23 protein-coding genes are annotated in these 25,939 nt (G+C 54.6%); 5 read left to right on the top strand and 18 right to left on the bottom strand.

Translation table 11 applies throughout. From position 1 onward, the window contains the following. The 8 genes from folK to dacB all read right to left on the bottom strand — a co-directional run bounded on the left by folK (window position 1) and on the right by dacB (window position 7,871). Window positions 1–489 carry a 2-amino-4-hydroxy-6-hydroxymethyldihydropteridine diphosphokinase gene (folK, locus tag SFC07_RS10735; protein ID WP_411208245.1) on the bottom strand — a complete coding sequence of 163 codons (489 nt, stop codon included), beginning with the start codon at window positions 487–489 and terminating at the stop codon, window positions 1–3. After that, a complete protein-coding gene (gene folB, locus SFC07_RS10740) occupies window positions 489–869 on the bottom strand; it encodes a dihydroneopterin aldolase (RefSeq protein ID WP_411208246.1) in 381 nt (126 codons plus the stop codon). Before folB ends, folK begins: the two co-directional genes overlap by 1 nt. After that, a complete protein-coding gene (gene folP, locus SFC07_RS10745; RefSeq protein WP_411208247.1) occupies window positions 862–1,716 on the bottom strand; it encodes a dihydropteroate synthase in 855 nt (284 codons plus the stop codon). Before folP ends, folB begins: the two co-directional genes overlap by 8 nt. Beyond that, window positions 1,717–2,307 carry a GTP cyclohydrolase I FolE gene (gene folE / locus SFC07_RS10750; RefSeq protein WP_411208248.1) on the bottom strand — a complete coding sequence of 197 codons (591 nt, stop codon included), beginning with the start codon at window positions 2,305–2,307 and terminating at the stop codon, window positions 1,717–1,719. It abuts the gene before it with no gap. Beyond that, a complete protein-coding gene (ftsH, locus tag SFC07_RS10755; protein ID WP_411208249.1) occupies window positions 2,300–4,852 on the bottom strand; it encodes an ATP-dependent zinc metalloprotease FtsH in 2,553 nt (850 codons plus the stop codon). Before ftsH ends, folE begins: the two co-directional genes overlap by 8 nt. Window positions 4,853–5,006: 154 nt before the next feature. Then, complete coding sequence (gene hpt, locus SFC07_RS10760; protein WP_411208275.1) at window positions 5,007–5,591, bottom strand: hypoxanthine phosphoribosyltransferase; 585 nt, start codon at window positions 5,589–5,591, stop codon at window positions 5,007–5,009. Window positions 5,592–5,642: 51 nt separating this feature from the next. Further along, window positions 5,643–6,587 carry a tRNA lysidine(34) synthetase TilS gene (gene tilS, locus SFC07_RS10765; protein ID WP_411208250.1) on the bottom strand — a complete coding sequence of 315 codons (945 nt, stop codon included), beginning with the start codon at window positions 6,585–6,587 and terminating at the stop codon, window positions 5,643–5,645. After that, window positions 6,588–7,871 carry a D-alanyl-D-alanine carboxypeptidase/D-alanyl-D-alanine-endopeptidase gene (gene dacB, locus SFC07_RS10770; RefSeq protein ID WP_411208251.1) on the bottom strand — a complete coding sequence of 428 codons (1,284 nt, stop codon included), beginning with the start codon at window positions 7,869–7,871 and terminating at the stop codon, window positions 6,588–6,590. A gap of 123 nt (window positions 7,872–7,994) precedes the next feature. On the opposite strand from dacB, the gene SFC07_RS10775 reads away from it, so the two are divergent. After that, window positions 7,995–8,471 carry an inorganic diphosphatase gene (locus SFC07_RS10775; RefSeq protein WP_411208252.1) on the top strand — a complete coding sequence of 159 codons (477 nt, stop codon included), beginning with the start codon at window positions 7,995–7,997 and terminating at the stop codon, window positions 8,469–8,471. Between the two features lie 107 nt (window positions 8,472–8,578). Here SFC07_RS10775 and SFC07_RS10780 read toward each other — a convergent pair whose 3' ends face one another. The 8 genes from SFC07_RS10780 to SFC07_RS10815 all read right to left on the bottom strand — a co-directional run bounded on the left by SFC07_RS10780 (window position 8,579) and on the right by SFC07_RS10815 (window position 16,515). Next, a complete protein-coding gene (locus tag SFC07_RS10780) occupies window positions 8,579–10,120 on the bottom strand; it encodes a polyamine aminopropyltransferase (protein WP_411208253.1) in 1,542 nt (513 codons plus the stop codon). Continuing rightward, window positions 10,108–10,533, bottom strand: a complete 426-nt coding sequence (locus SFC07_RS10785; protein ID WP_411208254.1) for a DUF350 domain-containing protein — start codon at window positions 10,531–10,533, stop codon at window positions 10,108–10,110. The genes SFC07_RS10780 and SFC07_RS10785 overlap by 13 nt, the downstream gene beginning before the upstream one ends. Window positions 10,534–10,552: 19 nt before the next feature. After that, a complete protein-coding gene (locus SFC07_RS10790; protein ID WP_411208255.1) occupies window positions 10,553–10,966 on the bottom strand; it encodes a DUF4247 domain-containing protein in 414 nt (137 codons plus the stop codon). Continuing rightward, a complete protein-coding gene (locus tag SFC07_RS10795; protein ID WP_411208256.1) occupies window positions 10,963–11,463 on the bottom strand; it encodes a DUF2617 family protein in 501 nt (166 codons plus the stop codon). The genes SFC07_RS10790 and SFC07_RS10795 overlap by 4 nt, the downstream gene beginning before the upstream one ends. After that, on the bottom strand, window positions 11,463–12,098 hold the full coding sequence (locus SFC07_RS10800) for a DUF4178 domain-containing protein (RefSeq protein WP_411208257.1): 636 nt from the start codon (window positions 12,096–12,098) through the stop codon (window positions 11,463–11,465). Before SFC07_RS10800 ends, SFC07_RS10795 begins: the two co-directional genes overlap by 1 nt. A gap of 38 nt (window positions 12,099–12,136) precedes the next feature. Then, on the bottom strand, window positions 12,137–13,015 hold the full coding sequence (locus SFC07_RS10805) for a PRD domain-containing protein (RefSeq protein WP_411208258.1): 879 nt from the start codon (window positions 13,013–13,015) through the stop codon (window positions 12,137–12,139). 8 nt (window positions 13,016–13,023) lie between these two features. After that, window positions 13,024–14,454 (bottom strand): glycoside hydrolase family 1 protein, encoded by a 1,431-nt coding sequence (locus tag SFC07_RS10810; protein WP_411208259.1) that lies wholly within the window; start codon window positions 14,452–14,454, stop codon window positions 13,024–13,026. 81 nt (window positions 14,455–14,535) lie between these two features. Continuing rightward, window positions 14,536–16,515, bottom strand: a complete 1,980-nt coding sequence (locus SFC07_RS10815) for a beta-glucoside-specific PTS transporter subunit IIABC (protein WP_411208260.1) — start codon at window positions 16,513–16,515, stop codon at window positions 14,536–14,538. A 342-nt stretch (window positions 16,516–16,857) separates the two neighbouring features. Between SFC07_RS10815 and SFC07_RS10820 the strand changes: the two genes are divergently transcribed. The 3 genes from SFC07_RS10820 to SFC07_RS10830 all read left to right on the top strand — a co-directional run bounded on the left by SFC07_RS10820 (window position 16,858) and on the right by SFC07_RS10830 (window position 21,682). Next, on the top strand, window positions 16,858–17,148 hold the full coding sequence (locus SFC07_RS10820; RefSeq protein WP_411208261.1) for a rhodanese-like domain-containing protein: 291 nt from the start codon (window positions 16,858–16,860) through the stop codon (window positions 17,146–17,148). Between the two features lie 197 nt (window positions 17,149–17,345). Beyond that, window positions 17,346–17,792 (top strand): MarR family winged helix-turn-helix transcriptional regulator, encoded by a 447-nt coding sequence (locus SFC07_RS10825; RefSeq protein WP_411208262.1) that lies wholly within the window; start codon window positions 17,346–17,348, stop codon window positions 17,790–17,792. An 8-nt stretch (window positions 17,793–17,800) separates the two neighbouring features. Then, the gene (locus tag SFC07_RS10830; RefSeq protein ID WP_411208263.1) at window positions 17,801–21,682 is read left to right on the top strand and encodes a Pls/PosA family non-ribosomal peptide synthetase; all 3,882 of its coding nucleotides are present in this window, start codon (window positions 17,801–17,803) and stop codon (window positions 21,680–21,682) included. 63 nt (window positions 21,683–21,745) lie between these two features. On the opposite strand, the gene SFC07_RS10835 is transcribed toward SFC07_RS10830, so the two are convergent. Beyond that, complete coding sequence (locus tag SFC07_RS10835) at window positions 21,746–22,990, bottom strand: helix-turn-helix domain-containing protein (RefSeq protein ID WP_411208264.1); 1,245 nt, start codon at window positions 22,988–22,990, stop codon at window positions 21,746–21,748. A 459-nt stretch (window positions 22,991–23,449) separates the two neighbouring features. Between SFC07_RS10835 and SFC07_RS10840 the strand changes: the two genes are divergently transcribed. Further along, window positions 23,450–23,950 (top strand): exonuclease domain-containing protein, encoded by a 501-nt coding sequence (locus SFC07_RS10840; protein WP_411208276.1) that lies wholly within the window; start codon window positions 23,450–23,452, stop codon window positions 23,948–23,950. Between the two features lie 421 nt (window positions 23,951–24,371). On the opposite strand, the gene SFC07_RS10845 is transcribed toward SFC07_RS10840, so the two are convergent. Further along, on the bottom strand, window positions 24,372–25,550 hold the full coding sequence (locus tag SFC07_RS10845) for a zinc-dependent alcohol dehydrogenase (RefSeq protein WP_303382125.1): 1,179 nt from the start codon (window positions 25,548–25,550) through the stop codon (window positions 24,372–24,374). Between the last annotated feature and the right edge of the window lie 389 nt (window positions 25,551–25,939).

Consider the following 25,939-nt stretch of genomic DNA (forward strand, 5'->3'; position numbering starts at 1 on the left):
TTAAAACTCCTGAATCTTGGTGACGCCTTCAATATCGGTGGGATCAAGGTTATCCACATGCTCGGCAATGGTGGTGCCATGCAAAACCGCATGAGGTTCAACTTCCAACCACGGAATCAGCACAAAGGCGCGCTGCCAAGCCCAGGGATGGGGCAAGGTCAATTCGGGATCATCGGAAAGAATCTCCTCATCACCATCGCGGACCTGCACAATATCCACATCCAAGGTGCGTGGACCCCATTTGCGAACCCGCACACGCTCGGCTGCTTCCTCCAGCTTTTGGCCGCGGCGCAGCAATTCCAAAGGAGTGCTATCTACATCAACCACGATTACGGCATTGAGGAATTCATCCTGATCGGTGACACCCCAGGGTGGCGTGGCATAGATGGAGGACTGCGCCACGATCTCGGAGGAGAACTCATCAAGCACGGTTTTTAGCAGTGCATAACGGTCATCCATATTGGAGCCAATGGATAATACAGCCCGCATCAGGCAACTCCCCTCTTGTTACGTGAACGTCGCGCAATAACTGCTACATCTGCAAAAGTACGCGGAATCGGCGCCTTGGGCTTATGAATGCTCACCTCAAGGGCGTGTAATTCGGCAAAACGAGCCATTAAAGCATCGGCAGCTTCGGTGGCTACGGTTTCAATAAGATCGCGAGCTGGGCCTTCCACAATGTCGGCCACCAGCAATGCCAGCTCACCATAGTCAACGGTATCGCTGAGGTCATCGCTGGCACCTGCGGCGGAAAAATCCATCCAGCAGGTCACATCCACAATGAAGGGCTGACCTTGTTCTTTTTCAAAGTCAAAAACCCCGTGATGGCCAAAACATTCCAGGCCTTTAAGCTCAATGCGATCAGCCATGGTACTGACCACCACTGCGCCACAGGGCAGCTACATCAACGGCGTCGCGGGACACTGGCACATTGTGTACGCGAACACCCCAGGCACCCATTTGTGCAGACACCGCGGTAACAGCTGCGGTAGCTGGATCGGCATCTAGTGGAGTGACCTCGAGGCCACGTTCTTTACGCACACCTGCCAAAAAGCGCTTGCGGGAAGCACCCACCAGCACTGGGAAGGGGCCGTCAATAAACTCTGGAAGAGCCTGCAGCAAACGCCAGTTATCCTCACGAGTCTTGGCAAAACCAAGGCCTGGATCCAGCACAATTTGGTCCTCAGCAACGCCTGCTGCCGTGGCCTTAGCTACTAGATCGTCAAGTACGGAGTGGACATCGGCTACCACATCTCCACCGTGGTCAGCGTGGCCAGCAGCATCACCAAATTGCAGGGTGCGCCAGTGCATGAGGCACACCGGAATCTGAGCATCAGCCATTACAGAAAACATTTCAGGATCGGCCAAACCACCTGAAACGTCATTGATCATGGCAACGCCCGCCTCAGCTGCAGCAGCTGCCACAGAGGCGCGCATGGTGTCTACAGAGGTAGGAATTCCAGCCTCTTGGAGGGCGCGAATAACCGGTACAACGCGGTCACGTTCCAGGTTTGCGTCGACACGCACGGCACCGGGGCGGGTGGACTCGCCGCCGACGTCAATCATATCGGCGCCCTCGGCGACCAGCTCAAGGGCATGTTTGATAGCGGCATCGGTGTCGATGTAGCGCCCGCCATCGGAGAAAGAATCCTCGGTGACATTAACGATTCCCATCACCAAACAACGTCCAGGGATTGTCAACGAAGCTACATTCATTTAACGGCCTCTAATCAGGGTAAATACCTCCGCGCGGGAGGCAGCATTGGTCTTAAAACCGCCGCGCACGGCGGAGGTGGTCGTCACAGCGCCCGGCTTGCGGATACCGCGCATTGCCATGCACAGGTGCTCAGCCTCAATTACGACCGCAACCGCCTGGGCGTCAAGCTTGTCGACGAGTGCATCTGCGATTTGTGAGGTTAAGCGCTCTTGTACCTGTGGACGCTTGGCGTACATATCAGCCAAACGCGCCAACTTGGACAAACCGGTGACCTTGCCGGATTTGCCCGGAATATAGCCAATGTGGGCCACACCGTAGAAAGGAACCAGGTGGTGTTCGCAGGTGGAATAGATAGGAATTTCGCGCACCAGCACCAATTCCTCATGGCCTTCAGAGAAGGTCTTTTCCAAAACTGCTGGTGGATCCTCATGCAGGCCGGCGAAAATTTCCTTATAGGCACGAGCGACACGAGCTGGGGTTTCCAGCAAGCCTTCGCGCTCTGGGTTCTCGCCTACTGCGATGAGCAATTCGCGGACCGCTGCAACTGCGCGCTCCTCATCAAATTCACGGATTGCTACGTGATCATCCACGGGTTTCACCTTCAATATCAGAACTCTTATCTTTGTTAGCAGTGTCTTCGGTGCCTTCAGTCCCATCGATCATGCGAGGGCGCTCTTCCACAATCGGCATCTCCGTGGTTTCGGAAGTGCTCACCGATGGACGCTTTGGAGCCTCGGGCTTTTCTGGATAATCAGGACGCTCATGCTCGGGCAGGCGGAAACCGATGATCTCCGTCGGTGCGGCAGTTGGGCTCTTGGGATATCCCGTTGGGGCCGAAGGGGTGTGCTCAGCGCCGGTGGTTTGATCCATAAGCTCAGGATCACCAAAGCCATAGGCCTTCATTCCCGGGTGCTCACCCTGTTGACCCTGCTCGCCTTGCTCTGCTGCTCCATTGCCGTGGCTCTGGGCATAAGGGTTAGGGCGGGCAGCTGTATTATCTGCATGGTGCTTGCCCGCAGCAGAACCTGGCACAGTCCAGTTTGCTGGTGGAGGCGTGCCATAGGTGGGGGCTGCAGCAGGAGTTACTGGAGTAGCCGGAGCAGCTGGGCTCAAAGGAGCCTTGCCCTGTGCTTCCAATTCCTGGCGGCGGCGCTCACGGGTGGCGCGGGAAGCTTCCAAAATGGAGAACTTCTTTGGTGGCTCTTCGCCACGCTCCAAAGCCAATTCCACTGGGGTTTTTACTGGCTCGCGGCCTTCTTGACGTGGGAAGCGAGTGGATTCATCAGGGAATACCTCAGAAACCTTGCGTGGCACGATATCGCTAAAGAGTGCCTCGAGGTCAGGGCGACGCAGGGTCTCCTTTTCCAGCAGCTTTTCAGCCAGGCGGTCCAGGTGATCGCGGTGCTGAGACAGGATGGCATAGGAAATCTCATGTGCCTTATCCAGCAGGAACTGCACCTCGGTATCGATGGTGGCAGCTACTTCCTGGGAGTGGTCAAGGTTTCCGCCACCGCCACGGCCGGAGAAAGGATCGCCCTGCTCTTGGCCGTATTTCACCATGCCCACAGCGGGAGACATACCGTATTCGGTGACCATGGCTCGTGCGATCTTGGTGGCCATTTCAATATCGGCAGAGGCGCCGGTGGTGGGCTCGCCAAAAACGAGTTCCTCGGCAGAGCGTCCACCCATGGCAAAGACCAAACGCGCAAAGAGTTCATTGCGGTTGTACATGCCTTTGTCATCTTCTTGGGCGGTCATTGCGTGTCCGCCGGTACGACCACGGGCCAAGATGGTGACCTTGTATACGCGCTCAATATCTTCCAAAGCCCAGGCAGACAGTGTGTGTCCACCTTCGTGGTAGGCGGTGACCTTCTTTTCCTTCTCGGAAATGATCTTGCCGGAGCGACGTGGGCCGCCGACAACGCGGTCGGTTGCTTCTTCCAGAGCGTCGCCGGTGATCACATTGCCACCCACGCGGGCGGTCAGCAGTGCTGCCTCATTAAGCACATTGGCCAGGTCAGCGCCGGACATACCAGCGGTGCGCTTAGCAAGAGCCTTGATATCAGCATCGGGTGCAAAAGGCTTGCCCTTGGCGTGAACTTCCAGAATCTGTTCACGGCCACGCAGATCCGGGTTGGTTACTGGGATCTGGCGGTCAAAACGGCCTGGGCGCAGCAAAGCTGGGTCCAGAACATCGGGGCGGTTGGTGGCGGCCATGAGGATAACGCCCTGGCGATCGCCGAAGCCGTCCATTTCCACCAGCAGCTGGTTCAGGGTCTGTTCACGTTCATCGTGTCCACCACCCATTCCTGAGCCACGGGCGCGACCGACGGCGTCGATCTCATCGATGAAGATAATACAAGGGCTGTTTTCCTTGGCCTGCTTGAAAAGGTCACGCACGCGGGAAGCACCCACGCCCACAAACATTTCCACAAAGTCAGAACCGGAGATGGAGTAAAAAGGTACTCCAGCTTCACCGGCAACGGCACGAGCTAGCAGTGTCTTACCGGTACCTGGAGGACCATAAAGCAGCACACCACGAGGGATCTTGGCACCGAGGGCTTCATAGCGTGAAGGATCCTGCAGGAAGTCCTTAATTTCATGAAGTTCATCCACTGCTTCTTCAGCACCGGCCACATCAGCGAAGGTGTTGGTAGGCATGTCTTTGGTCAACTGCTTGGCCTTGGAGCTGCCGATACCCATCATTCCACCGCCCTGCATGCGGCTGAGGAAGAACATCAGCAGGCCGAAGATGATCAGCATTGGCAGGATGAGGCTGACCATGGACATCAGGAAGCTTTCCTGGGTCACATTGGTGGTGTAGGAATCAGGGTTTGCTGCTTCTACCTTCTCAAAGATGGTGTCAGCAGTTCGCGCTGGGTATTGCGCAATGATTTCTTCAACACCTTCGCGCTCCTCCACGGTGATGGGCTCGCGCAAGGTCAGACGCACACGCTGTTCGCGGTCATCAATTTGAGCTTCGGCGACGTTTCCGGCGTCGAGCTGTGCCATGGCTACGGAGGTATCTACCTCCTGGAAATTCCTGGTATCGCTGCTAAACAGGGAAACCAAAAATAACACGATGAGGACTACGGCTGCGATGCCGCCAATCTGCAGGTATTTCTTGTTCTTCATGCGCAGTGGCCGATCAGCCGAAGCCGATCAGCCCGTGCCTTTCTCGGTTTAAGGGGTGTGAATCTAGGTGCAGGACAATGATGTGACAACGGTTAACAAGGCCAAATCGTTCCCACCGCGGGTCAATTCAACTGAGCCCGGGGCCAAATAAGGGCTAGTCCGAGTAAACGCGAGGCTCCAAGGTTCCCACATATGGAAGGTCGCGGTAGCGCTCGGCGAAGTCGAGGCCATAACCGACAACAAATTCATTTGGAATATCAAATCCGATGTCGAACATGTCAATGTTGGTGGTCAAACGCTCTGGCTTGCGCAGCAGGGTGATCACGTTGAGGGACTTAGGATTGCGGTTGCGCAGGTTGCGCATGAGCCAAGACAGGGTGAGACCGGAATCGATAATGTCTTCCACGATCAGCACATCGCGGCCTTCAATTTCCTTGTCCAGGTCCTTGAGGATGCGCACCACGCCGGAGGAAGAGGTGGAGTTTCCGTAGGAGGATACAGCCATAAATTCAGACTGGGTAGGAATATCGAGCATGCGGGAGAAATCCGCCAGGAAGTAGAAAGCACCCTTGAGCACGCAGACCAAAATGAGGTCATCTTCAGCATCTTTGAATTCTTCGGAGACGCGCTTAGCCATCTCCGCAATGCGCTGCTTGAGCTTGTCCTCGCTGATCAGGATGGATTCGATATCGTCTCCATAAGGATTTGCTGGAACATTGAAGTCCTTCTGGTCGGCCATCTCGATATTGTTGCTCATAGCCACATTCCCCTTATTTTCAATAAATTGGTGTTAAACGTTGATCCTAAGCTTGCCACTTTGACGCACCACTTCCAACCTCCCGGTTGCCGTTTTACCCACGGCTACCGCTCCTTGGCCATGCCAATCAACCAGGAGGCGATCGATTGCCTCAAGTTTGCGCGAGTTTACCTTGATGTCATGCCCGCGGAGGAAATCCGCCAGCATCAGGTGCCGCAGTGCGCGTGGCTCGGCAGCCAAAGCCACTGGAAATCCATTTTGCCACTCACCCCGGCGCTTTTCGACGACGCCCTCCAGTACTTCGACAGCCTCGGCAGCGCGTCGCGCTGCCAGTGCCAAACCGGGGATGGGATCGCCTCCGTGGACCTCGCCTAGCAGGGGTAATACCTGAGTGCGGATGGCGACTCGTCGAAAAGCGCTATCGAAGTTCTGGGGATCCTGCCAAGGCTGAAGGCCAAGCTCGCGGCAAGCGCCCTGGGTGTTCGCACGCCGCACTCCCAGCAGGGGTCGAATGACTGCAAGCTCGGGACGTCGAGAAGCGTCCAACATGCCCGTGGAATTGCCGCGCAGGCCGGCCAAGAGGTAGGTCTCGGCCTGATCATCCATGGTGTGCGCCACCCAAATCTGGCGGTTGAACTGGGCAAATGCCGCGTAACGAGCCTCGCGCGCGGCGGCCTCCATCCCCTGCCCCGGCGCGACCTCAATGCTATGCACCTGCGCCTGCGCCCCCATGTGCTCGGCCTGCTGGGCGGCGCGCTCAGAAATCTCGCGGGAGCCGGGCTGTAAATTATGGTCGATGCAGATCGCGGTGACCTGTGCTCCTTCGGCGCGGGCTGCGGCCACCAAGCTGAGGGAATCAGCACCGCCGGAAAGCCCGATGTGCACATGTTCTTGCAGGTAGGGGCGGATTGCGGTGCGCAAGCTGAGGAAATTGGGGCTGTGCTGTGGCAGTTCAAGATCGCCGATGCGGGCGGGCATTTAGAAATCCCTCAGCACTGAAGCCATCTCATCCAAGGCCTCGCGGGCGGGTAAAATTTCCGACTTATTAGACACAAAAGCGAAGGTAAATACCCTCCCCGACTGCGAGGTAACCACGCCAGCTAGGGCCGAGGTCTCAGTCAACGTACCCGTCTTGGCGCGCACCCAACCAGCTCCGGAAAGGCCCTCATAGCGGTCCTCCAAGGTGCCCGTGCCATGTGCAATCGGCAAAGAAGCGAGCAGCGGTTTGAGCTCATTTTCGGTAGCGGCGCGGGTGAGAATATCATCCAGCAGCTGTGGCGTAATCAAATTATCAAAGCTCAGGCCTGAATTGTCCACGATGGATACCCCGCTGAGATCAAATCCATGCTGCTGCAAAATCTCCAGCGTCATCTGCGCGGTGCTTGCCGAATCCGTAGCCAGGTGATTTTTGGCTGCAACTTCCTTGGCCAAGGCCTCCGCCATCACATTGTCCGAGTCCTTCATCATGCGCGCGAGGCGTTCGACCAAAGTATCCGAGGTGGTGCTGGCCAGGACTTCGCCCTCTGGGGCGGTGCCACTTCCCACTTCCGTGGCGCCCACATGATCAGCCAAAGCTTGCGCCACATCAAGGGCTGGGGTGTGGGAGCGGGGCAGATCTCCCTCGGCGCCGCCGATGCGTCCGCCTTCAATCATGACTGGCTCTACTGAGGTGATATAACCTGCATCAATATCAATTGGATCCCAGGTTTCTGCAAAGTCTGCATCTGGCCAAATGGAGGTATCTACCTCCACGCGGGTTATGTTTTGGCCTGCCAGCTGTTCGCCCAGCTCATCTAATTGTTCCTGGCTAATGGTGACATCACCGGCAGCTTTAATAACTACCGTTCCAGGCTGTTCACCTGCAACAACGGTGGTGGTTATACGATCATTGGCACCTAGCTCATAAAGCGCTACGGCAGCGGTAAGAATTTTAGTTGCCGAGGCTGGGCGCACCGCTACATCTGGATTCTGCTCCCAGACCACCAGCCCTGATTCCACATCGCGGGCAATTCCCACAAAGGAACCTAGGCGGGAATCGCTGGCTTTGGCATTAAGTTGTTCAGTCAACACGCTGAAATCTGGGACCTCGGTAGCCGCTGGGTCAATCGCAGAACTAAAGAGTGCTGGGGGCATTTCTGCCGTTTGTGCAGGTGGATGATTAAGCCCAAAACCCGTGCTATTGACCCAAATTCCAGCTCCAATAACCGAGCTGACCACGACAAGAGCGCCCACCGATGAGCTCACCCACAACGCCTTTTTCATGGGCTCTCCTTCCTGTGTGGCCTTTTAAGTGTCTAACCTTATATCGCGTGCCAACCCAGCTGGTTTTACGCAACACGCTAGAATCTCTATTAAGTATAAAAACCTAAGAAGAAGAGGACTTCCATGAGCATCGAAGTAACCGTCGAAATCCCTAAGGGTTCACGCAACAAGTACGAGATCGATCACGAGACCGGCAAGGTGTACCTGGATCGCTACCTGTTCACTCCAATGGCGTATCCACTGGACTACGGCTACATCGAGCACACCCTGGGCGAAGACGGCGATCCTTTGGACGCATTGGTCATCCTCCCAGAGTCTGTTTTCCCAGCTGTTGTGGTCAAGTCCCGCATCATCGGCGTTTTCAAGATGACCGACGAGGCCGGTGGAGATGACAAGCTCCTCGCAGTTCTTGACGACCCTCGCTACGACCACATCCAGGACATCTCCGATGTTTCCGACTTCCTCAAGGATGAGATCGAGCACTTCTTCGTCCACTACAAGGACCTGGAAAAGGGCAAGCACGTCGACGGCTCCGGTTGGGGCGACAAGGCTGAAGCTGAGAAGATCCACGCTGAGGCAATCGAGCGCTACCAGGGCTAGTTTTTAGCTTTTGCAGCTGCAAGACCTCGGATTCACAAGCTCGGAAGGAGTAGTGAATCCGAGGTTTTTTGGGTCCTTCCGAGTCCGTGAATCCGAGGTTTTCCCAGCTAGTCGCCTGATTGGCGGTAGCCGCGGTGCAAATCCTCCACCACTCGCGGATGATCCAGGGTCGAGGGGGCTAAATCCTTGGGCTGATTATCCATTCCAAACACTGCTGCGGCATTGAGTACCTCATTATTGAGGTACTTCAAAGATGGAGTATCTGCTCGCAGCTGTAATTGCATTGTTTCTGGGCCGCAGAGCTGAAAGCCCCAATCGCCAAAGGTGGGTACATGTACGTGATAAGGAATAGTCTGTGCACACCCTGCTGCGGTGAGGGTTGAGCCCACCCGCCAAAAGACATCGGGAGTGGTGTAAGCACTGGAGGCCTGAACAACTATGCGGCCATCCTCATTGAGGCGAGCTCTGGCGAGGGCATAAAACTCCTGCGAATAAAGCCTGGCCATGGTGTCGTTATTAGGATCAGGAAGATCAATAACGATGGCGTCATAGCTTTCGCCATTGTTGCCACCACTGCGCAGCCAGGTGAAGGCATCATCAATAACTATTTTCACCCGCGGGTCCTCCATGGATCCGCCATTATCACTGCGTAGCACGGTATTGGCTACGTGGATAACTTCCGGGTCTAATTCCACCTGGGTAATAGCCATTTTGGGAAACTTCAGAAGTTCACGTGCTGCTAAACCGTCACCACCACCAATGATGAGCACAGATTCGGCTTCTTCAGAGAGTGCAGGATAAACCAGCGATTCGGTATAGCGGTGTTCATCGCGAGTGGAATATTGCAGGCCACCGTTGAGATATAGGCGTCGGTCTTTACCGCGCTCTGTCACCACGATGTCTTGATAATCGGATTGGTGCGCATAAATAACAGGATCGCGATAGAGCTGCGCGCGAGCACTTGCCACGATTCCCTCAGAACGCACCAGCACGGTTAATAAAGCTGCGATCGCCAAAAGCAGGGCGCCAATTGCCACAAAGAAATGTGTGCGGGGAAGCAAATGTCGCAATAAAACACAGCCCACAAATAGAGCTGCGAGCAGGTTAATCATGCCCGCCGCAGCTGCCCCTCGCATCATGCCCAGCCAGGGCAAAAGAATAAAAGGCCAGGCCAAACCGCCGAGCAAGGCGCCAAGATAATCAGCAGCGTTGAGGGTAGCCACTAGTGATCCGGTAGTTCGGGCATCTGCCAGGCGACCCTGTTGGATCATGGTCATGAGCAGAGGTAATTCCGCACCCACCAAAATGCCGATGGCGGCGGTGGCAAAAACCAAGATCCACAGGGATTGCCCAATAGTGGCAAAGGTGAAATAAAGCAGCAATGCGGAACATCCGCCCACCAAGCCCAGGAGGGTTTCTACCGCAAGGAAGGTCTGGGCAGGCCACGCCAAGAAGGGTTTGACCAGCAGAGCGCCTAAGCCTAATGCAGCAACATAACCAGCCACAATGAGGGAAGTCTCCACAATGCCACCGCCGTTAAGGCTGGTGGATAGGGAGACTAAAGCGAGCTCATAAACGAGGCCTGATGCTGCGCAAATAGCGACGGAAACCAGCAACAGCCAGCGCCAAATGGGACCTAAATTAGACATGCAGCGTTAACAGCGCCCACAACAACCAGGATGACAGCTACCACTACTGCTCCAGAGCGCAGTTTAGGATCCTCCACCAGATCGCGGAAGCGTCCGGGAATGAGGGCTTCCAAAACGACCATCACCACAACTTGGATGAGCAGCCCCAAGATGCCAAAGACTGCAGTTTCGACGAGGCCCTCAATCAGGATTTCTGAGGAGGTAAGTACTGCGGTGACCACAATAATACCGATGGAAATCTGCTGACCAGCGGTGATGACAGCGGCATTGGGGAGGTGGTGAACAAAGACTAATTTGTGTAATTTGCCCGGTGTGATGAGGTCGAGAATGACAAAACCTATCACCAGGATGAGAGCAGCGAGAACAAAATAGGCCAAGGTGCCGATAACACCGTCGATTAGATATTCACTCATGAGCTAGTTTCCTTAAAAGCTATTTGACTCCGCCGCTGGATCCAGAAGATCCACCGCTGGAATTACTAGGAGATGAAGGGCCAAAACCGCCGCCAAGCCAGATGAAGGTGCCGTTGTTAATGCGATCAAGGCCCTCGACGGTAATGCGACAATTGGGAGTTCCCTCGCCACTGACAACCACCAAGTTTTTGCGATAGCGCAGGTAAGTATCGCCAGTTGCGGGATCTACTGCCTGGTCCATTGGTTTGGACATGGCAACGATCTCATCCACTACGCCAGTTTCATTAGCGCAGGAATACTGGCCGTTGACGCCTTCCCAGCGATCAGAAATTTGGCTGCCCACAGCAGGGCGCGCCACCACAGCTGCGATAAGGCATAAAACAGCGAGGAAGAGTAGGACAAAGCCGATTATTCTTAAAGTTTTTGCACTCATGGTTGGTAAATGCTCCTGGTGCTCACAATCGTGCGCTCAGCTGGATATAGGTGGTGGGACCACCATTGCCAGGCACCGTGGGAATACTCTGCGCTTAAAGCGGTGAGGTGATGTTCACCGACGCCTGGGAAACTAGCGATCAACCACTCGGGACCGCCTTCAGCAATTTCTTCCGCGGCAGCAGCAAAATCCTCTGAGTCCAAAATGGAAACCTTGGTTTGCAGCACGTAGTTTTCTTTGCTCATGCTTTCGGGAAGCGGAAAACGCGCATCGGGGTGTTGCGGTGCATGACAGGAAATTTCTTCCCGGAAACGCCCCGTGGGCGCTTCAACGGTGACCACGTGGGAAGCGCCAATCACGGCAAGATGGCAGGTGCTGAGGTGTGGGGCTGCGTCGATAAGCAGCTCGGCGAGAACTTCGGGCAGGTCACCGTCCCAGCTCACGCCGAGGTCAGCGGCGTGGACGTCAGCGGGTAAACAGTCAATTTCGGTATGCATTATGCCTCTGGAGCTGGGTAAACTTTGAGTTCGCCGGGGAGGATTTTCCAGCCGAGCGAGGCCTCTAGTGGGCCATCGGTGCCATAGCGTTCGAGGCTGAAGAGTCGATTGCCACCAGCTTCGGCCATGTCCCAGTACTCATAATCGCCGGATTCGGCCACGCCCGTGGTGCCTTCTGAGCTGAAGGTGCCCATGCCGGATTCGGTTTTGAGATAGCGCACGCCTTCGACGGTGACTTCCCTTTCGGGGGTGAGGTCAAGGTCAGGGCGAGAAATCCACCATCCGAGTTTGAGCTGGCCTTCGTCATATTCCACACTGAAATACTCGCTACCCTTGCCGCCGTCGAGCAAATATTCATGCCAAACGTACTGGCCTTGGCGTAGCTGGATTGCGCCGCGACAAACATAGTCGGTAGCACCGTAGGTAATAATCGCGCCGGGTCCCAGGATGCGAGCGTTGAACTCATTGGAGCCATCGGCAAATTTCAGAGGATCCTGGCGCTGGCCAGCCGAATTTGAGCCACGGCTGCCATGAGGTCCATTAGGCTCAGACTTCTTTTTCTTTTCCGCCAAATATAAAAAGATGACGGCTGCGATAACGAGGATGAGAGCAAGAATCAGCCAGGTGCTATTCATAGGAAACTCCAAAGTGGTTGGTTCTGTTCGCCCCCACCTTACCTGGGCGTCCGCATTAAGCGAGCGATATGCAGGCTGAGATAAACCACCTCATCGTCGGAGCAATTGGTATCAAGTTCCATTTGGAGCATCATGATGACCTTTCCGGCAATGGCATAGGCCACCGGATATTCATCGGCAACTTTGGTGGAGAGACTCAACATGGCATCTTCTACCTGATGTGGGTCACGGCCGCGTGCGATCATCCTTTGCAAAAGGTAGCGCAGATGAGTAACAAAACGCGCAGCTGCAGTTGAATCGCGGTCAATTTCGTGATTGGGCAAAGCAGTTTCAATGACGTCGAATACCTGTGCCAGCAAGGCCGTGAGCTGCGCCGTACGTGACATGGTGTTTTGCATAGAGTTCTGGGCAAATTGGGCGTTAACCACATGCAGTGCCAAAGAAATTGCTTCTTCCTCCGGCAAGGCCACCTGCGACGCCTTCTTTATATGCTGCAATGCCTTGATTCCAAAGGCATACTCCCGCGGATAAAACTGACTAACCTCCCAACGCAGCGGATTGGGAAGGGAGATTCCCTGTGCTGCCCGATCAATGGCAAATCGAATATGGTCAGCCATAGCAATGACAGTGGAATCAGGGATCTCCACATCGCACATAAAGTGCGCGTTTTCCGCAAGTTCGCGAGCTAGCGCAATGAGCTCTGGATTCAATTCTGCAATTAAACGCGCAAGATGCTCCGGTGGTTGCATTCCACTGGCTCTAAAGTGCTCTTGAACAGCACTTTCTTGCACTGCTGCGCCAGGTGCCCGGCCGAATCCGATACCTCGGCCGAGTAATACAGCACGATCAGTTCCTCGCTCCGCGAGAACCACGCTGTTATTGAAGACCTGAATAATCTTCCAAACTGTTGCTGTCACGACGTCAATTATGCGTCAGCGTCATTCTGAGCAGGTAGCGCATTCCCTGCGATGACTTGTTGGTACCAGAAGAAGGAGTCCTTCTTTATACGCGCCAAGGACTTTAGATCAGTATCGGTACGGTCAACGTAGATGAATCCATAGCGCTTTGCCACACCTTGGTGAGTTGATACCAAATCAATAGCCGACCATGGGCAGTATCCAAACATCTGAACTCCATCAGCCAACGCATATTGAATCTGTTCAATGTGCTTGCTCAGATATTCAATGCGGTAGTCATCGTGCACCCGACCATCCGCGGTGAGGGTATCAAATTCGCCTAGGCCGTTTTCGGTTAAAATCATCGGCAGCTGATAACGGAACCAAATTTGGCGCATAACGGTCCGGAAGCCGTGGGGGTCAATTCCCCAGCCAAAACTTGTCATTTCCAGGTGGGAGTTTTTCACTGCTTTATACAGCCCTTGTTCTCCCCAAGCGATTTGTTGGTCGCCACTACCATCATTGATTTCTTCACCTTCGGCAATGGCAGCAACGGTCTGAGAATTGTAATAGTTAAAGGCAATGAAGTCTGGGCGCGCAGCTTTAAGCAGGTCCATATCACCTTCTTCAATCGTGGGCTCCCAGCCACGTTCTTTAAGATAAGCCCAGGCTATGCCGTTATATTCGCCACGCACGGCGAGGTCAAGGTAAAGCCAGTTGCGAATCGCCCACCAGTTATCTGCTGTAACCACATCCTCGGGGGACTCAGTGGCGGGATATACCGGTGCAATATTGGGTGCAGGCCCAATAAGGGCATCATCGAGCATCTCATGGCAGGCAATCATCGCTTTGGCCTGAGCCACAAACATATTGTGATTCTGTTGGTAGAGGTCCTTCTTGGCGGCAAGACCTCGCAATTTAGTGGTGCCCAGCGCATCGCCGTGCAAAATCATCATATTTTGCTCGTTGATGGTCAACCACTTTTTTACCTTGGAGCCATATTCCCGGAACAAGATCTTGGCGAATCGCTCAAAAGCATCAATGGTGGCTCGATTACCCCAGCCACCTTTTTGGTCCAGCGCTGCTGGCAAATCAAAGTGGTACATAGTGACCAAAGGTTCGATGCCGTACTTATTGAGCTCATCAATGAGGCGATGATAAAAAGCAATGCCAGCTGGGTTTTCCGCGCCGTCACCATCGGGAATAATCCGAGTCCACGCGATCGAAAAACGATAGGTTTTTAGGCCCAACTCCGCAAAGAGCGCAACATCCTCTCCAACGTGATGATAAGTATCGGTAGCAACCGTGTAATCACAGGTTCCCTCCGGATAGCTCTCGCGCGTATCAATGACAGACGGCCCCTTCCCATCCTCATTCCACGCACCTTCAGTTTGATACGCAGAAGTGGAGGCTCCCCACAAAAAATCTTTGGGGAATGGTGGGAGTTGAGAAATATGCATGATTACCTTTCTTAAAAGCTGCTTGTCGACGCGCCTCTGCCCGAAGCAACTAAGGTGCTTCGGGCGAGGGCGAGGTGTGCCTTAAACGGAGGCGCTGGATTGGGCTGGGCTTATCTGCAATACAGCGGTGTGGGTGTCCACCTCGCCGAATGCTGCAGGGTGATGCATGGAGAACTTGGAGGAATTAGTCAGCAGCATGATGGTCGTGACGTCAATGCCTCGCTTAGCCATCAACTCTAGGTCGACTTCAGCGATGAGGTCGCCGGCTTTAACTTCTTGGTCGCGGACCACATGGGGAGTAAATCCTTCTCCTTGCAAAGCCACAGTGTCGATACCAATGTGGATGAGAATATCTACTCCAGTATTGGTCTTTAGTCCGAAGGCATGCCCGGTTTTCATGGCTACCTTGACGGTTGCATCGCAGGGAGCATAAACTTTGCCAATTTTCGGCATGATGGCAATTCCCTCTCCCATTTTTCCACTGGAAAATACGGGGTCGGCCACCTCTGCTAGCGGAATGAGAGTTCCTGCAACCGGTGCAGTGAGGTTAAGTTCCTCCAGTGTCTGAGGCGCCTGTGGTGCCACTGCTTCCACGATTTCTTCAGTCTCGTTTGCTGTTTTCGCAGTTGCGGCTTCTTTATCCTTGGCAATATCTGCTTCAGACATTCCGAAGAAGTAGGTCAAAACCGCCGCCATAACAAAGGAGATTGCAGTAGCTGCAACCAGCCAGCCAATAGTGTTGTTGGCACCGCTTGGGTCAATACCAATAGGAAGGGTGAGCAAGCCTGGGGCTCCGGTTCCATAAACCATGGTTGAGGTAGCACCGATGATTGCACCACCAACACCTGCAGAAATTACAGCGATAACAAAGGGGCGTTTGCGTGGCAGGGTAACACCATAAACTGCTGGTTCAGTAATACCGAAAATACCTGCTAGAGCTGCCGAGCCAGAGAGTGCTTTTTGTTGCTTATCGCGCAGGCGTAGGAAGAGTCCAAAGGCTGCACCAGCTTGGGAAAGAACTGCCGGGAAGCAGGCTGCTTTAAGTGGATCAAATCCATTAAGGGAAACGTTATTGATAAACACTGGAACGATGCCCCAGTGAACTCCGAAGATCACCATAATTTGCCAGAGCATCGCGATGAGGATGCCGGACACAATTGGGGAGAAGTTATAGGCCGATTGGAGCATGGCGGCAAGTGTATTTCCCAGCCAAACGCCAGCGGGACCCAAAGTTAGCAAGGTCAAGGGCACCATAATAACCAAGGTGATCATCGGGGTGATGAAGTTGCGGACCGACTCATGCAGATACTTATTCAGTGGGCGCTCCACCAGAGACTGCACCCACACAGCAATAATGATCGGAATGACTGTTGAGGTATAAGACTGCAAGACAACTGGAATGCCGAGAAATGTAACGTCATTGCCGGCCTGCTGGAAAGCCAACAAAGTCATCTTTTGCACTTCACCGTCGACAAGCACTGAAACTGCCTGTAGCTGGGTGTAAAGCAAGGCACCCGCCAAGGTCACCGAGGTGAATACGCTCGCTCCAAATTTACGAGCTGCGGTGATAGCCAAAATAATCGGCAGGAACATGAAGAACGCGTCACCGGCCGCAAAAAGGATTTGATATGTAGTGGAGGTATTTTCAATCCAATTGGCAACAACTGCTACCGCGAGCAGACCTTTGAGAATACCGACACCTGCCATTGCTCCCAATACTGGAGCAAAAATGGAGGAGACAACATCCACTGCCTTGCTGAGGAAGTTTCCAGATCCACCCTTCTCGCTCTTACCTTCTGCATCAGCAGTTAAGGAAGTAGGCAAGCCTGCGTAAACCAGGGGAACATTGTTTCCAATGACAACCTGGAATTGACCTCCAGATTCAACCACAGTGATAACACCCGGCAGACGCTTAATCGCAGCATCATCCGCCTGTGATCGATCTTTGAGGACAAACCTCAAGCGTGTTGCACAGTGAACGACAGAAGAAACATTCTTTTCACCTCCCACCAATCGAAGTACATCTTGAGCAAGGGCCGGAAAATCTACTTTGGTAGCCATGCTTCACCTCTTTCTGAAAAAGGATTAATTAGTTCCAAAACCTCCTGAAATGCAAAAAACCTGACCTCTCCACGTGGTTAACGCGCCTAAATGTGGCGAATCAACGACAAGGAGAGGCCAGGTTTTGCTTCCAGTGACTGGAATAACAACCCTGACTTGAGTGTTGTCTGTATTACTTGCCTATGACTTTAAGTCAGACCCTACAACTTTTGCAAGAACTTGCGCTGAAATAATTCTCACACCCTAAGTTTCATCCGCTAAAACCCCGGATTCTCGCATCCCCTCCCGGGTATGACTATCCTCGAGAACACAGATTCCCCATATTTATAAGGAGTACTGCACATGCAGGAAGTAACCGTTAACCAAGTTCCAGAAGACGCTCAGCTGATCGACGTTCGCGAAGCTGATGAATACAGCGAGATTCGCGCCAAGGGTGCAATCAGCATCCCTATGAGCGAGATCGTTGGTCGCGTTGAAGAGATCGATCAGGACCGCGATATCTACCTCATCTGCAAGGCCGGAGGCCGTTCCCGCCAGGTTGGCGAATACCTCGAACAGCGTGGCATTGACGTTATCAACGTTGCAGGCGGCACCGACGGCTGGATCGCAGCCGGACTGCCAACCGAGCAGTAAACAACCAAGCAGTAAATGCGCTAAAAGGTTTTACCCTCGAGCCTCAAAATTTTTTTGAGAAGCTCGAGGTTTTTCTTGTTAATCACCCGCGCTACACCTCACCTACACTGCATAAATAACCACTTATCAGCCAGTTTAAAATAATTGGTGTCCCCAATGATTAGCGAAATCCTACATTTGAAATTAGGCTGTTAGCTATGGCTACGCATCCAGACATCCCTACTGAGTTGCTCGAATCCCCCAGCTACCAACTCGAACGCCTTCGAAGGCGCACCCGCGATCATGTGGAAAGCCAATTGGCCACCCATGAAACCACCATGCGGGAATACTGGACGTTGACGTGCCTTGTACATTCTGATGCAGCCAGCCAATCAGCTCTGTGTGAGCTATTGGCTATTGATGCCTCAGACATGGTCAGACTCGTTGATTCACTCGAGAAGCGTGGCTGGGCAAAACGCGAACGCGATCCTAAAGATCGTCGCCGCCAAATTGTCACATCAACGAAGAAGGGGCGAAATGCCCAAGCTGAACTCCACAAAGTGGTGCTAGAAGCTGAGGACGTTGCCCTTGATGAATCCACATCAAAACAACTTAAGCACCTTCGCAAACTGGCCGCCGCAATTATTTCCACTGAAGAGGACTGATTTTCAACGTGGCTTTGAGCAGTGTTCCAGCCCAGTTCCTTAGGTCCGCAGAGGCACCGCCAAAGCGCACACTATGGGACATCCTTGTCCAAGTTGCCTCCACCTACCCTGAAGCAGCAGCCATTGATGACGGCCAAATCATCACCTATGCAGAGTTAATTGAAGAGGTCACCGCCCTCGCCAACTCCATGCATGCCCAGGGCATTCGCCGAGGCGACCGCATTGGTATTCGCATGCCTTCGGGATCCAAGGATCTCTACATCTCAATCTTGGCCACCTTGGCCGCTGGTTCAGCTTATGTACCAGTTGATGCCGATGATCCTGATGAACGCGCTGAGATGGTTTTTGGGGAAGCCAAAATCAATGCCGTTTTTGATGCCTCCGGTTTCCGAATCCTGCGTCCAACTCCAGGTGGCGATACTAACCCGCCACGTCTAGATGACACCGCATGGATCATTTTCACCTCCGGTTCCACCGGCAAACCAAAGGGCGTTGCAGTTTCGCACCGCTCTGCGGCTGCCTTTGTTGACGCCGAAGCACAGATGTTCCTGGTCAATCACCCTTCTGGCCCTTTGGGTCCAGAAGACCGCGTATTAGCTGGCCTTTCGGTTGCTTTCGACGCCTCCTGTGAGGAAATGTGGCTGGCCTGGGGCCATGGCGCTTGTTTGGTTCCAGCGCCACGCTCTTTGGTGCGTTCCGGTATGGACCTTGGCCCTTGGTTGATCCGCCGCGATATTAGCGTGGTCTCCACTGTTCCTACCTTGGCAGGCCTGTGGCCAGCCGAGGCGCTTTCCCAGGTACGCCTGCTTATTGTCGGTGGCGAGGCCTGTTCTCAAGAACTCGTCGAGCGCCTGTCCACCCCAGACCGCGAGGTCTGGAATACCTATGGCCCTACCGAAGCAACCGTGGTTGCCTGCGCCACCCAGCTGCACGCTGGTCAGCCAGTGGGCATTGGTTTACCCCTTGCCGGCTGGGACCTCGTAGTTGTTGATGCTGACGGAAACCCTGTTGAAGTAGGCCAGGTTGGTGAGCTCGTCATTGGCGGCGTTGGTCTCGCCCGCTACCTAGACCCCGAAAAAGACCGTGAAAAGTACGCACCACTAGCATCTGTTGGCTGGCACCGTGCTTATCGCTCCGGCGACCACGTACGCCTAGAAGAAGACGGCCTCTACTTTGTGGGCCGTGTTGATGACCAGGTGAAAATCGGTGGACGCCGCATTGAGCTCGGCGAAGTTGATGCCAATGTGGCAGCCCTTCCCAATGTGCGTTCCTCGGCCGTAATTGTACAAACCACCGGTGCCGATCAAAAGGTGCTGGTTGCCTATGTTTCTTTGGAGGATGCAGCAGCTGGCTTTGACCAAGAAGGCGCTCATGCACGTTTGGCAGATACTATGCCGGCGGCGCTGGTTCCACGTATCCATGTCATGGATGAGTTACCAGTTACTACCTCCGGCAAGGTTGATAAGAAGTCTTTGCCATGGCCTCTTCCTGGCACCACTGTAGAAGCCAATGACCTCACCCCCACTGAATCCTGGCTGGCACAAATGTGGGTGGATATTCTGGGCACCTCAGTGGCAGATAAGCAATCAGACTTCTTCTCCCTGGGCGGTACTTCCCTCGCAGCAGCAACCCTAGTTGGTCGCGTCCGCGAGAAGGTCCCCACCGTGGCAGTGCGCGATCTTTATGATCACCCACGTCTGGAAAAGCTCGCCGAGCGCGTGGAAACCATCGCTAGCGATACCGGTGTATCTCTGGAAAAGCCCCGACAGGTGCAAAAGCGCGTCGTCAAGCGTGTTTCAGTGGGCACCCGCCTAGCTCAAACCCTGATCCAGGTGCCAATTATGACCCTGCAGGCAGCGCAGTGGATTGCATGGCTGCTGCTGGGCAACAACATCATGTTTAACCTCGGCTTTGAGTGGGCCCAGCCCGTTCCTTGGGTGTGGGTTATTGCCATGATCGTTATTTTTGCCACCCCGATTGGCCGTCTCCCTATCGGTGGCTGGGGTGCTCGCATCCTAACCACGGGCATTAAGCCGGGCGATTATCCCCGCGGTGGTTTTACCCACCTGCGCATTTGGACAGCGGAGCGTCTGGCTGATGCTTCTGGCTCCCGCAATATTTCCGGCGCTACTTGGGTGAATTACTTTGCCCGATCCCTCGGCGTAAAAATGGGCAAGGGCGTGGATCTGCACTCCCTACCACCGGTTACCGGAATGTTGACCTTGGGCAATAACGTCTCCATTGAGCAGGAAGTAGACCTGCGCGGTTATTGGATTGACGGCGATATCCTGCGCCTGGGCCGCATTGAAGTGCATGACAATGCACGTATTGGTGCTCGCTCCACCCTCTTGCCGGGCACTGTGGTGGGTAAGGGCGCGCATTTGCAGCCTGGTTCCACCGTCACTGGTGATAAAAACATTAAGCCGGGTTCACGCTGGGCTGGTTCCCCTGCCCAAAAGGTGGGTCGTGCCAAGCACCGCTTCCCAGAAACGCATCCCCCACGTCGTTCTCGCTGGGTACCAATCTATGGCCTGACTTCCATCGTGTTGTCTTTGCTGCCACTTATTGCCCTGGGCGCTGGCGCTGCCTTCACCCTGTGGCTGGCATACCTTGCCCCACTGGGCCTTGCCCTGGGAGTGCTTGCATTCTCACCACTGGGTGCGCTGGTGGCTTTTGCTACCTACACCGTCATGATCTGGATTTTGGTACGCCTGCTTTCCATCGGCATTAAGGGCGGAATCACTCCGGTGCGTTCCCGTTTGGGCTGGCAGGTGTGGGCTGTGGAACGCCTCATGGATGATGCCCGAACCTACCTCTTCCCGCTTTATGCTTCCCAGCTCACCCCGCTGTGGTTCCGCAGCTTGGGCGCAAAAATCGGTAAAGACGTAGAAATTTCCACCGCCGTGATGGTGCCTAAATTGGCAGATATCCGCGAAGGCGCCTTCCTGGCTGATGACACCCTCATTGGTGGTTATGAGCTGGGCAATGGTTGGCTGCTCACCGGCGAAACCCGCATTGGTAAACGTTCCTTCTTGGGCAACTCCGGCATTGCTGGCCCTGAGCGCAAACTGGGCAAAAACTCCCTGGTTGCAGTGCTATCCTCCACCCCTAAAAAAGCAAAGGCTAGCTCCAACTGGTGGGGTTCACCACCAGAACGTATGCGTCGTGTCACCGTCGAAGTTGAGGAAGGCGAGGCCAAGACCTACAATCCTGGCCTCGGCGTGAAGATTGCGCGTGGCATCGTCGAAACTGCCCGCTTGCTGGCCCCTATGGTCTCTGGCCTGCTGGCAGCGCTGACCTTGCTGACCCTGCAATTCCTGCTCACCACCTTTAACTGGTGGATTGCCTGGTTGCTTGGTGGCATTGTGCTGATGGCAGTTGGCATTCAGGCCATGGCCATCACCGTCATTGTGAAGTGGCTCTGTGTAGGTCGCCATAAAGCCACTGACCATCCACTTTGGAGCCCCTTCGTGTGGCTTAATGAGCTCCAGGATGCCTTTGTGGAATCTGTTGCAGGCCCTTGGTTCCTCATCCCTAACCTGGGCACCGGCATGCTGAACTTCGGCCTGCAGGCACTCGGCGCCCACATCGGCCGTGGCGCGTGGGTGGAGTCCTATTGGTTCCCCGAAACTGACCTCTGCTTTATTGGCGAGGGCGCAACCGTGGGCCCCGGCGTGGTTGTACAAACCCACCTCTTCCAGGACCGCGTCATGAGCCTGGATACCGTCACCGTCAGTGCCGGCGCCACCCTCGCCGACCATTCCGTAGCGCTGCCTGCAGCGTTCATCGATACCTCAGCCACCATCGGCCCAGGTTCGCTGGTCATGCGCGGCGATCAGGTGCCTGCGCACACCAGGTGGCAGGGCAATCCGATTGAGCCCTGGGTTTAAAAACGGCGCTTTTCGACGCCACCTCGGCCACGTTGTTTCTACAACAGCGTGGCCGAGTTCTTTTTATTGGACTGGGCGTAAAACCTCAGGTCCAAACCAATGGGCTAATTCCAAGGCGGTACGTAAGTCGGTGGAGGTGGAATTATCCTTACCCACCACTTCGCGGAATTTATCCAACCGGTATTTCACCGTATTGCGGTGGGCCACCATTTCTGTCGCAGCTCCGGCAATGCCATGACGCAGGAAACTCCGCGCCGTGGCCCGAATAACGGAACTATATTCATCATCTTTGGCTAGTTCACCAAGTGCGACATCCACAATCTCACTAGCCAGCGGAATACGGTCCACAAAAGCTGCAGCAGTAAGCGCCCCATCCATGCCGGCATCAATAAAGTTACGGTTGGAGGTGGTATTTCTCTCTGCTACTCGACGCAAACGCTGCGCGATTTGATGGCTCGTTCTAAAACCAGCAACGCCAGGAGCAATCGGGCCAATCGAAACATTAACGCCCGCTGGCAATAACTCTGTAAGAGTCTTTTTGCTGATGATGGGTTCACCACGACCGCCTTGGTTTCCCTCCACAATCTCTGGTCGGCACCATACCCACAAGAGGTTAGGCGAGCTAAACACCATCAAAGGTTGTGCCTTGGCACCAGTTGCCGCCGCAATCTCCCGTGCTCCGCGCAGCAGGGTCTCTGAATTTTGTGGACTACCCGGCGCGCCCCACAACAAGAATGCCAATTGGGGGCCTTCAAAAAGATGGCCGCCGATGCTTTCTGCGGCTTCCCTATCGCGCAGCACGCGCTGAACCTCGGATAAGAGTCCGGGATCACCTGGTACCTGCAGCCGGGCAACCTCCTCAGCAAAAACAGCTGGAAGTTGATCAGAGCGAATAGTTACATAGTTATTGGTCAAAATGCGCAGGTCCGAAAGGAACTTCATCAGCTCTTCCGAGCTAGATCCTGCCAAAGCATCATTAGCAATATTTAAGAGCTGAAACTCTAAAATATTGTGGGCGCGGTGAAAAAGCATGATCAATGTGGACAGGGGTTGACCACGCGCTGCTAAAGAGCGCGCCATCACACGGATTTGCGGGCCACTGCGCACGGCCTGCTTATCGCCTTCCATAGCTACATAATCTCTGAACAATTCAACATTGCTCACAGCACTATCGCGCATCACGCTCGACATGGCGGGATTAATAAGTTCCGGCATCTCACGAGAGGCTTGTTGCACGATTTGATCAGCCAATTCTTCACTGCGGCGGCTGAGCTCCTGGGTGAACTTTTTCCTGCTCTTTGGATCCATTTAACTTCCTCCCCATGCCTTAAAAACTAGAAGTAACTTCTAAATTCACTTTCGGACAATTGTAAGTTAACTCACTGTGCAGAGTGTACAAAAGTTAGGTTTCTATTACCTGCCAATTGGCCAAAGACCTATTCCTACCTATGTGTTTTTTCACCGTTCCAGAAGGCAATGGATGCAGCGATGATCACGCCACTGCTAGCCAGTAACGTGGCCACCGATTGACTGAGGCCTGAGTCAAGAAAGAGCCAGTCCGGTACCCATTTAAAGACCCCCGATGCTGTAGCCACCGGATTAGCCACCAGAGGATAACCACGATGATAAACAGACCGGGCACCCAGACGAAAGGGCTTAACCTCTTTTTGTGCTTGGCATCTGGGTCTTTTTCCGGCTGCTTCACATTGACGTTCTTGTTAGGCTTTTCGCTACTCATCACGCTTCTAAGCATATGGGTATACCCTTATTAATCCAGACGGAAAAAAGATCACCAACGCAAAAATTCACGGCATTACCAATAACGACGTTGTAACCGCTCCCCGATTCGCGGAAATTTACCAAGAATTCGCCACCTATATTCATGGCTGCTCGCTCATTGCATATAATGCACCCTTTGACGCGAAAATGCTGGAGGCGGAACTCAACCGCATTGACCCCAATGGCAAAGACAATGACGACACACTATTTACCGTCGTGGATTCCATCGCCTTGGCTAAACAAATTCATCCAGAAGGCCCGCATAACCTCAATGCTCTTCTCAAACGTTATGGGCTGAAAAATCAACAGTCTCATGCAGCTGTAGGTGATACTGCCGCGACCGGGGCGGTTCTCCGTGCCATGTTCGGACTGAAACTGCCTATTATTAGTCGAAAAATCCGCCAGAATGCCCCAAGCTTTGACGGTACTCACGCCACCGCTGGGCGCCACGAGCGGATCGGTGGCAGGTATCGTCAATGCTCATTTTGAAAAAACTTTCCGGAATCCGTGGGTCGTTCCAGGCCGTCTTCGACAGCGCCTTCAAACAGTTCGACTTCACCTCGCTGCGCATATCAAACACACTCTAGTGCGAAAGCCCACCTTTCCGGTATCAGCCGGGTGATGAGCTCGCCCATCCTGCCCCGCAGCTACAACACAAGTCTGGTCGTGCACGGGACTTCTGACGCCCATTGGTACACGTAGATACTAAGCAGATAATGGTCAAAAGACGTGTGCACAACCCTGCTTACTATATGTTCGTGCGATCGTCTCTGACATCGACAAGCGAATCCATGCTGCCGAAGGACTACTCTGCTTTACGAGTGGCAGCATAAAACATGCATTGTGGCCGTATTCAAGTGATGGCGGACCCAAGCCTCGCGTGAAGGCTAAGGTCCGACATGTCCAGGATTTACGGTTTGAGCACCACCTTGATGCAGCCGTCCTGCTTCTTTTGGAACTTCTCGTACATCGCCGGCGCCTCCTCCAACGGCGCGGTGTGCGTCTTGAGGTCGAGCACGCCCAGCGGATCAGACGGGTCGTCCACCAGCGGTAACAGCGTCTCGGTCCAGGAGCGCACGTTGCACTGGCCCATCCGCAGCTGGATCTGCTTGTCGAACATCGTCATCATCGGCATCGGGTCCTTCATGCCGCCGTACACGCCGCTGATTGAGATCGTCCCGCCACGGCGAACGGAGTCGATGGCGGTGTACAACGCACTCATCCGGTCCACCCCGGCCCTCTCCATTGCTTTGCGGCCCAGCGGCGACGGCAGCTTGCCGACGGCCGCCTGGGCCGCACTGGCCACCGGCGAACCGTGCGCCTCCATACCAACGGCGTCCACCACCGAGTTCGGGCCACGCCCGTCAGTCAGGTCCTTGAGCTGTTCCGCCACGCCGTCCTCGGAGGAATCCAGCGTTTCAATGCCGTAACGCTCGGCCATGGCGCGACGCTCGGGCACTGCATCCGTCGCGATCACCCGGTAGCCCAGGTGCTTGCCGATCCGGGCGCTCATCTGGCCGATGGGGCCCAGACCCAGCACCGCCAGCGAGCCGCCGTCGGGGACTGCCGCGTAGTCCACGGCCTGCCAGGCGGTGGGCACGACGTCGGAAAGAAACAGGTAGCGCTCGTCTTCGCCGACGTTGGGAACCTTGATCGCCCCGTAGTCCGCGTGCGGCACGCGCAGGTACTCCGCCTGCCCGCCGGGCACCGAGCCGTAAAGCCGCGAGTAACCGAGGAACTGGGCGCCGTTGCCGTATTCGCGGACCTGAGTGGTTTCACACTGCGACTGCAGGCCCTGGCGGCACATGAAACAGTGGCCACAGGAAATGTTGAAGGGTATGACCACCCGGTCCCCGGGCTTGATGTGAGTGACGGCCGAGCCGACCTCCTCGACGATGCCCATGGGCTCATGGCCGATGATGTCGCCCTTGTCCATGAACGGGGTCAGCACCTCATAGAGGTGCAGGTCAGATCCGCAGATGGCAGTTGAGGTGACCCGGATGACCGCATCGGTGGGCTCCTGGATCTGTGGGTCCGGAACCTCCTCCACGCTCACCGTGTTTGACGCCTGCCAGGTCAATGCTTTCATGTGTCCTCCTTGCCAGGGCGGCGGCCTCGGGTGAAACGTCGCCACTGTTCGGTTGGTTGAGGCCGACTATACTAAAAACACGGAAGGCGGGTAGCCAATATCTCGACGGGTAGAAGGGCATGTCTCCTAAATGGTCGTGGCCTGAGCCTTACATCTCCTTGTCCAACGCACCGTGCGCGGACATATGTATAGGCGCATATGCACATACACGCACAACACCAGACGGCGAACCTCTTTCCAGAACGTCGAGCTGTGCGCAGATATGCGTATCCGCATAGACGTGTAGATTTGATCGCTTTGCGGCGACTTTTTGTGATCACTTGGGGGCGTTAGTTCCCGATCACGAGGATGCTGGCGGCGGCTTCGATGACATCGTCGGTGATGGTCTC

This window comes from Corynebacterium callunae (assembly GCF_046592015.1).
In the GTDB taxonomy this organism is placed as follows: domain Bacteria; phylum Actinomycetota; class Actinomycetes; order Mycobacteriales; family Mycobacteriaceae; genus Corynebacterium; species Corynebacterium callunae_A.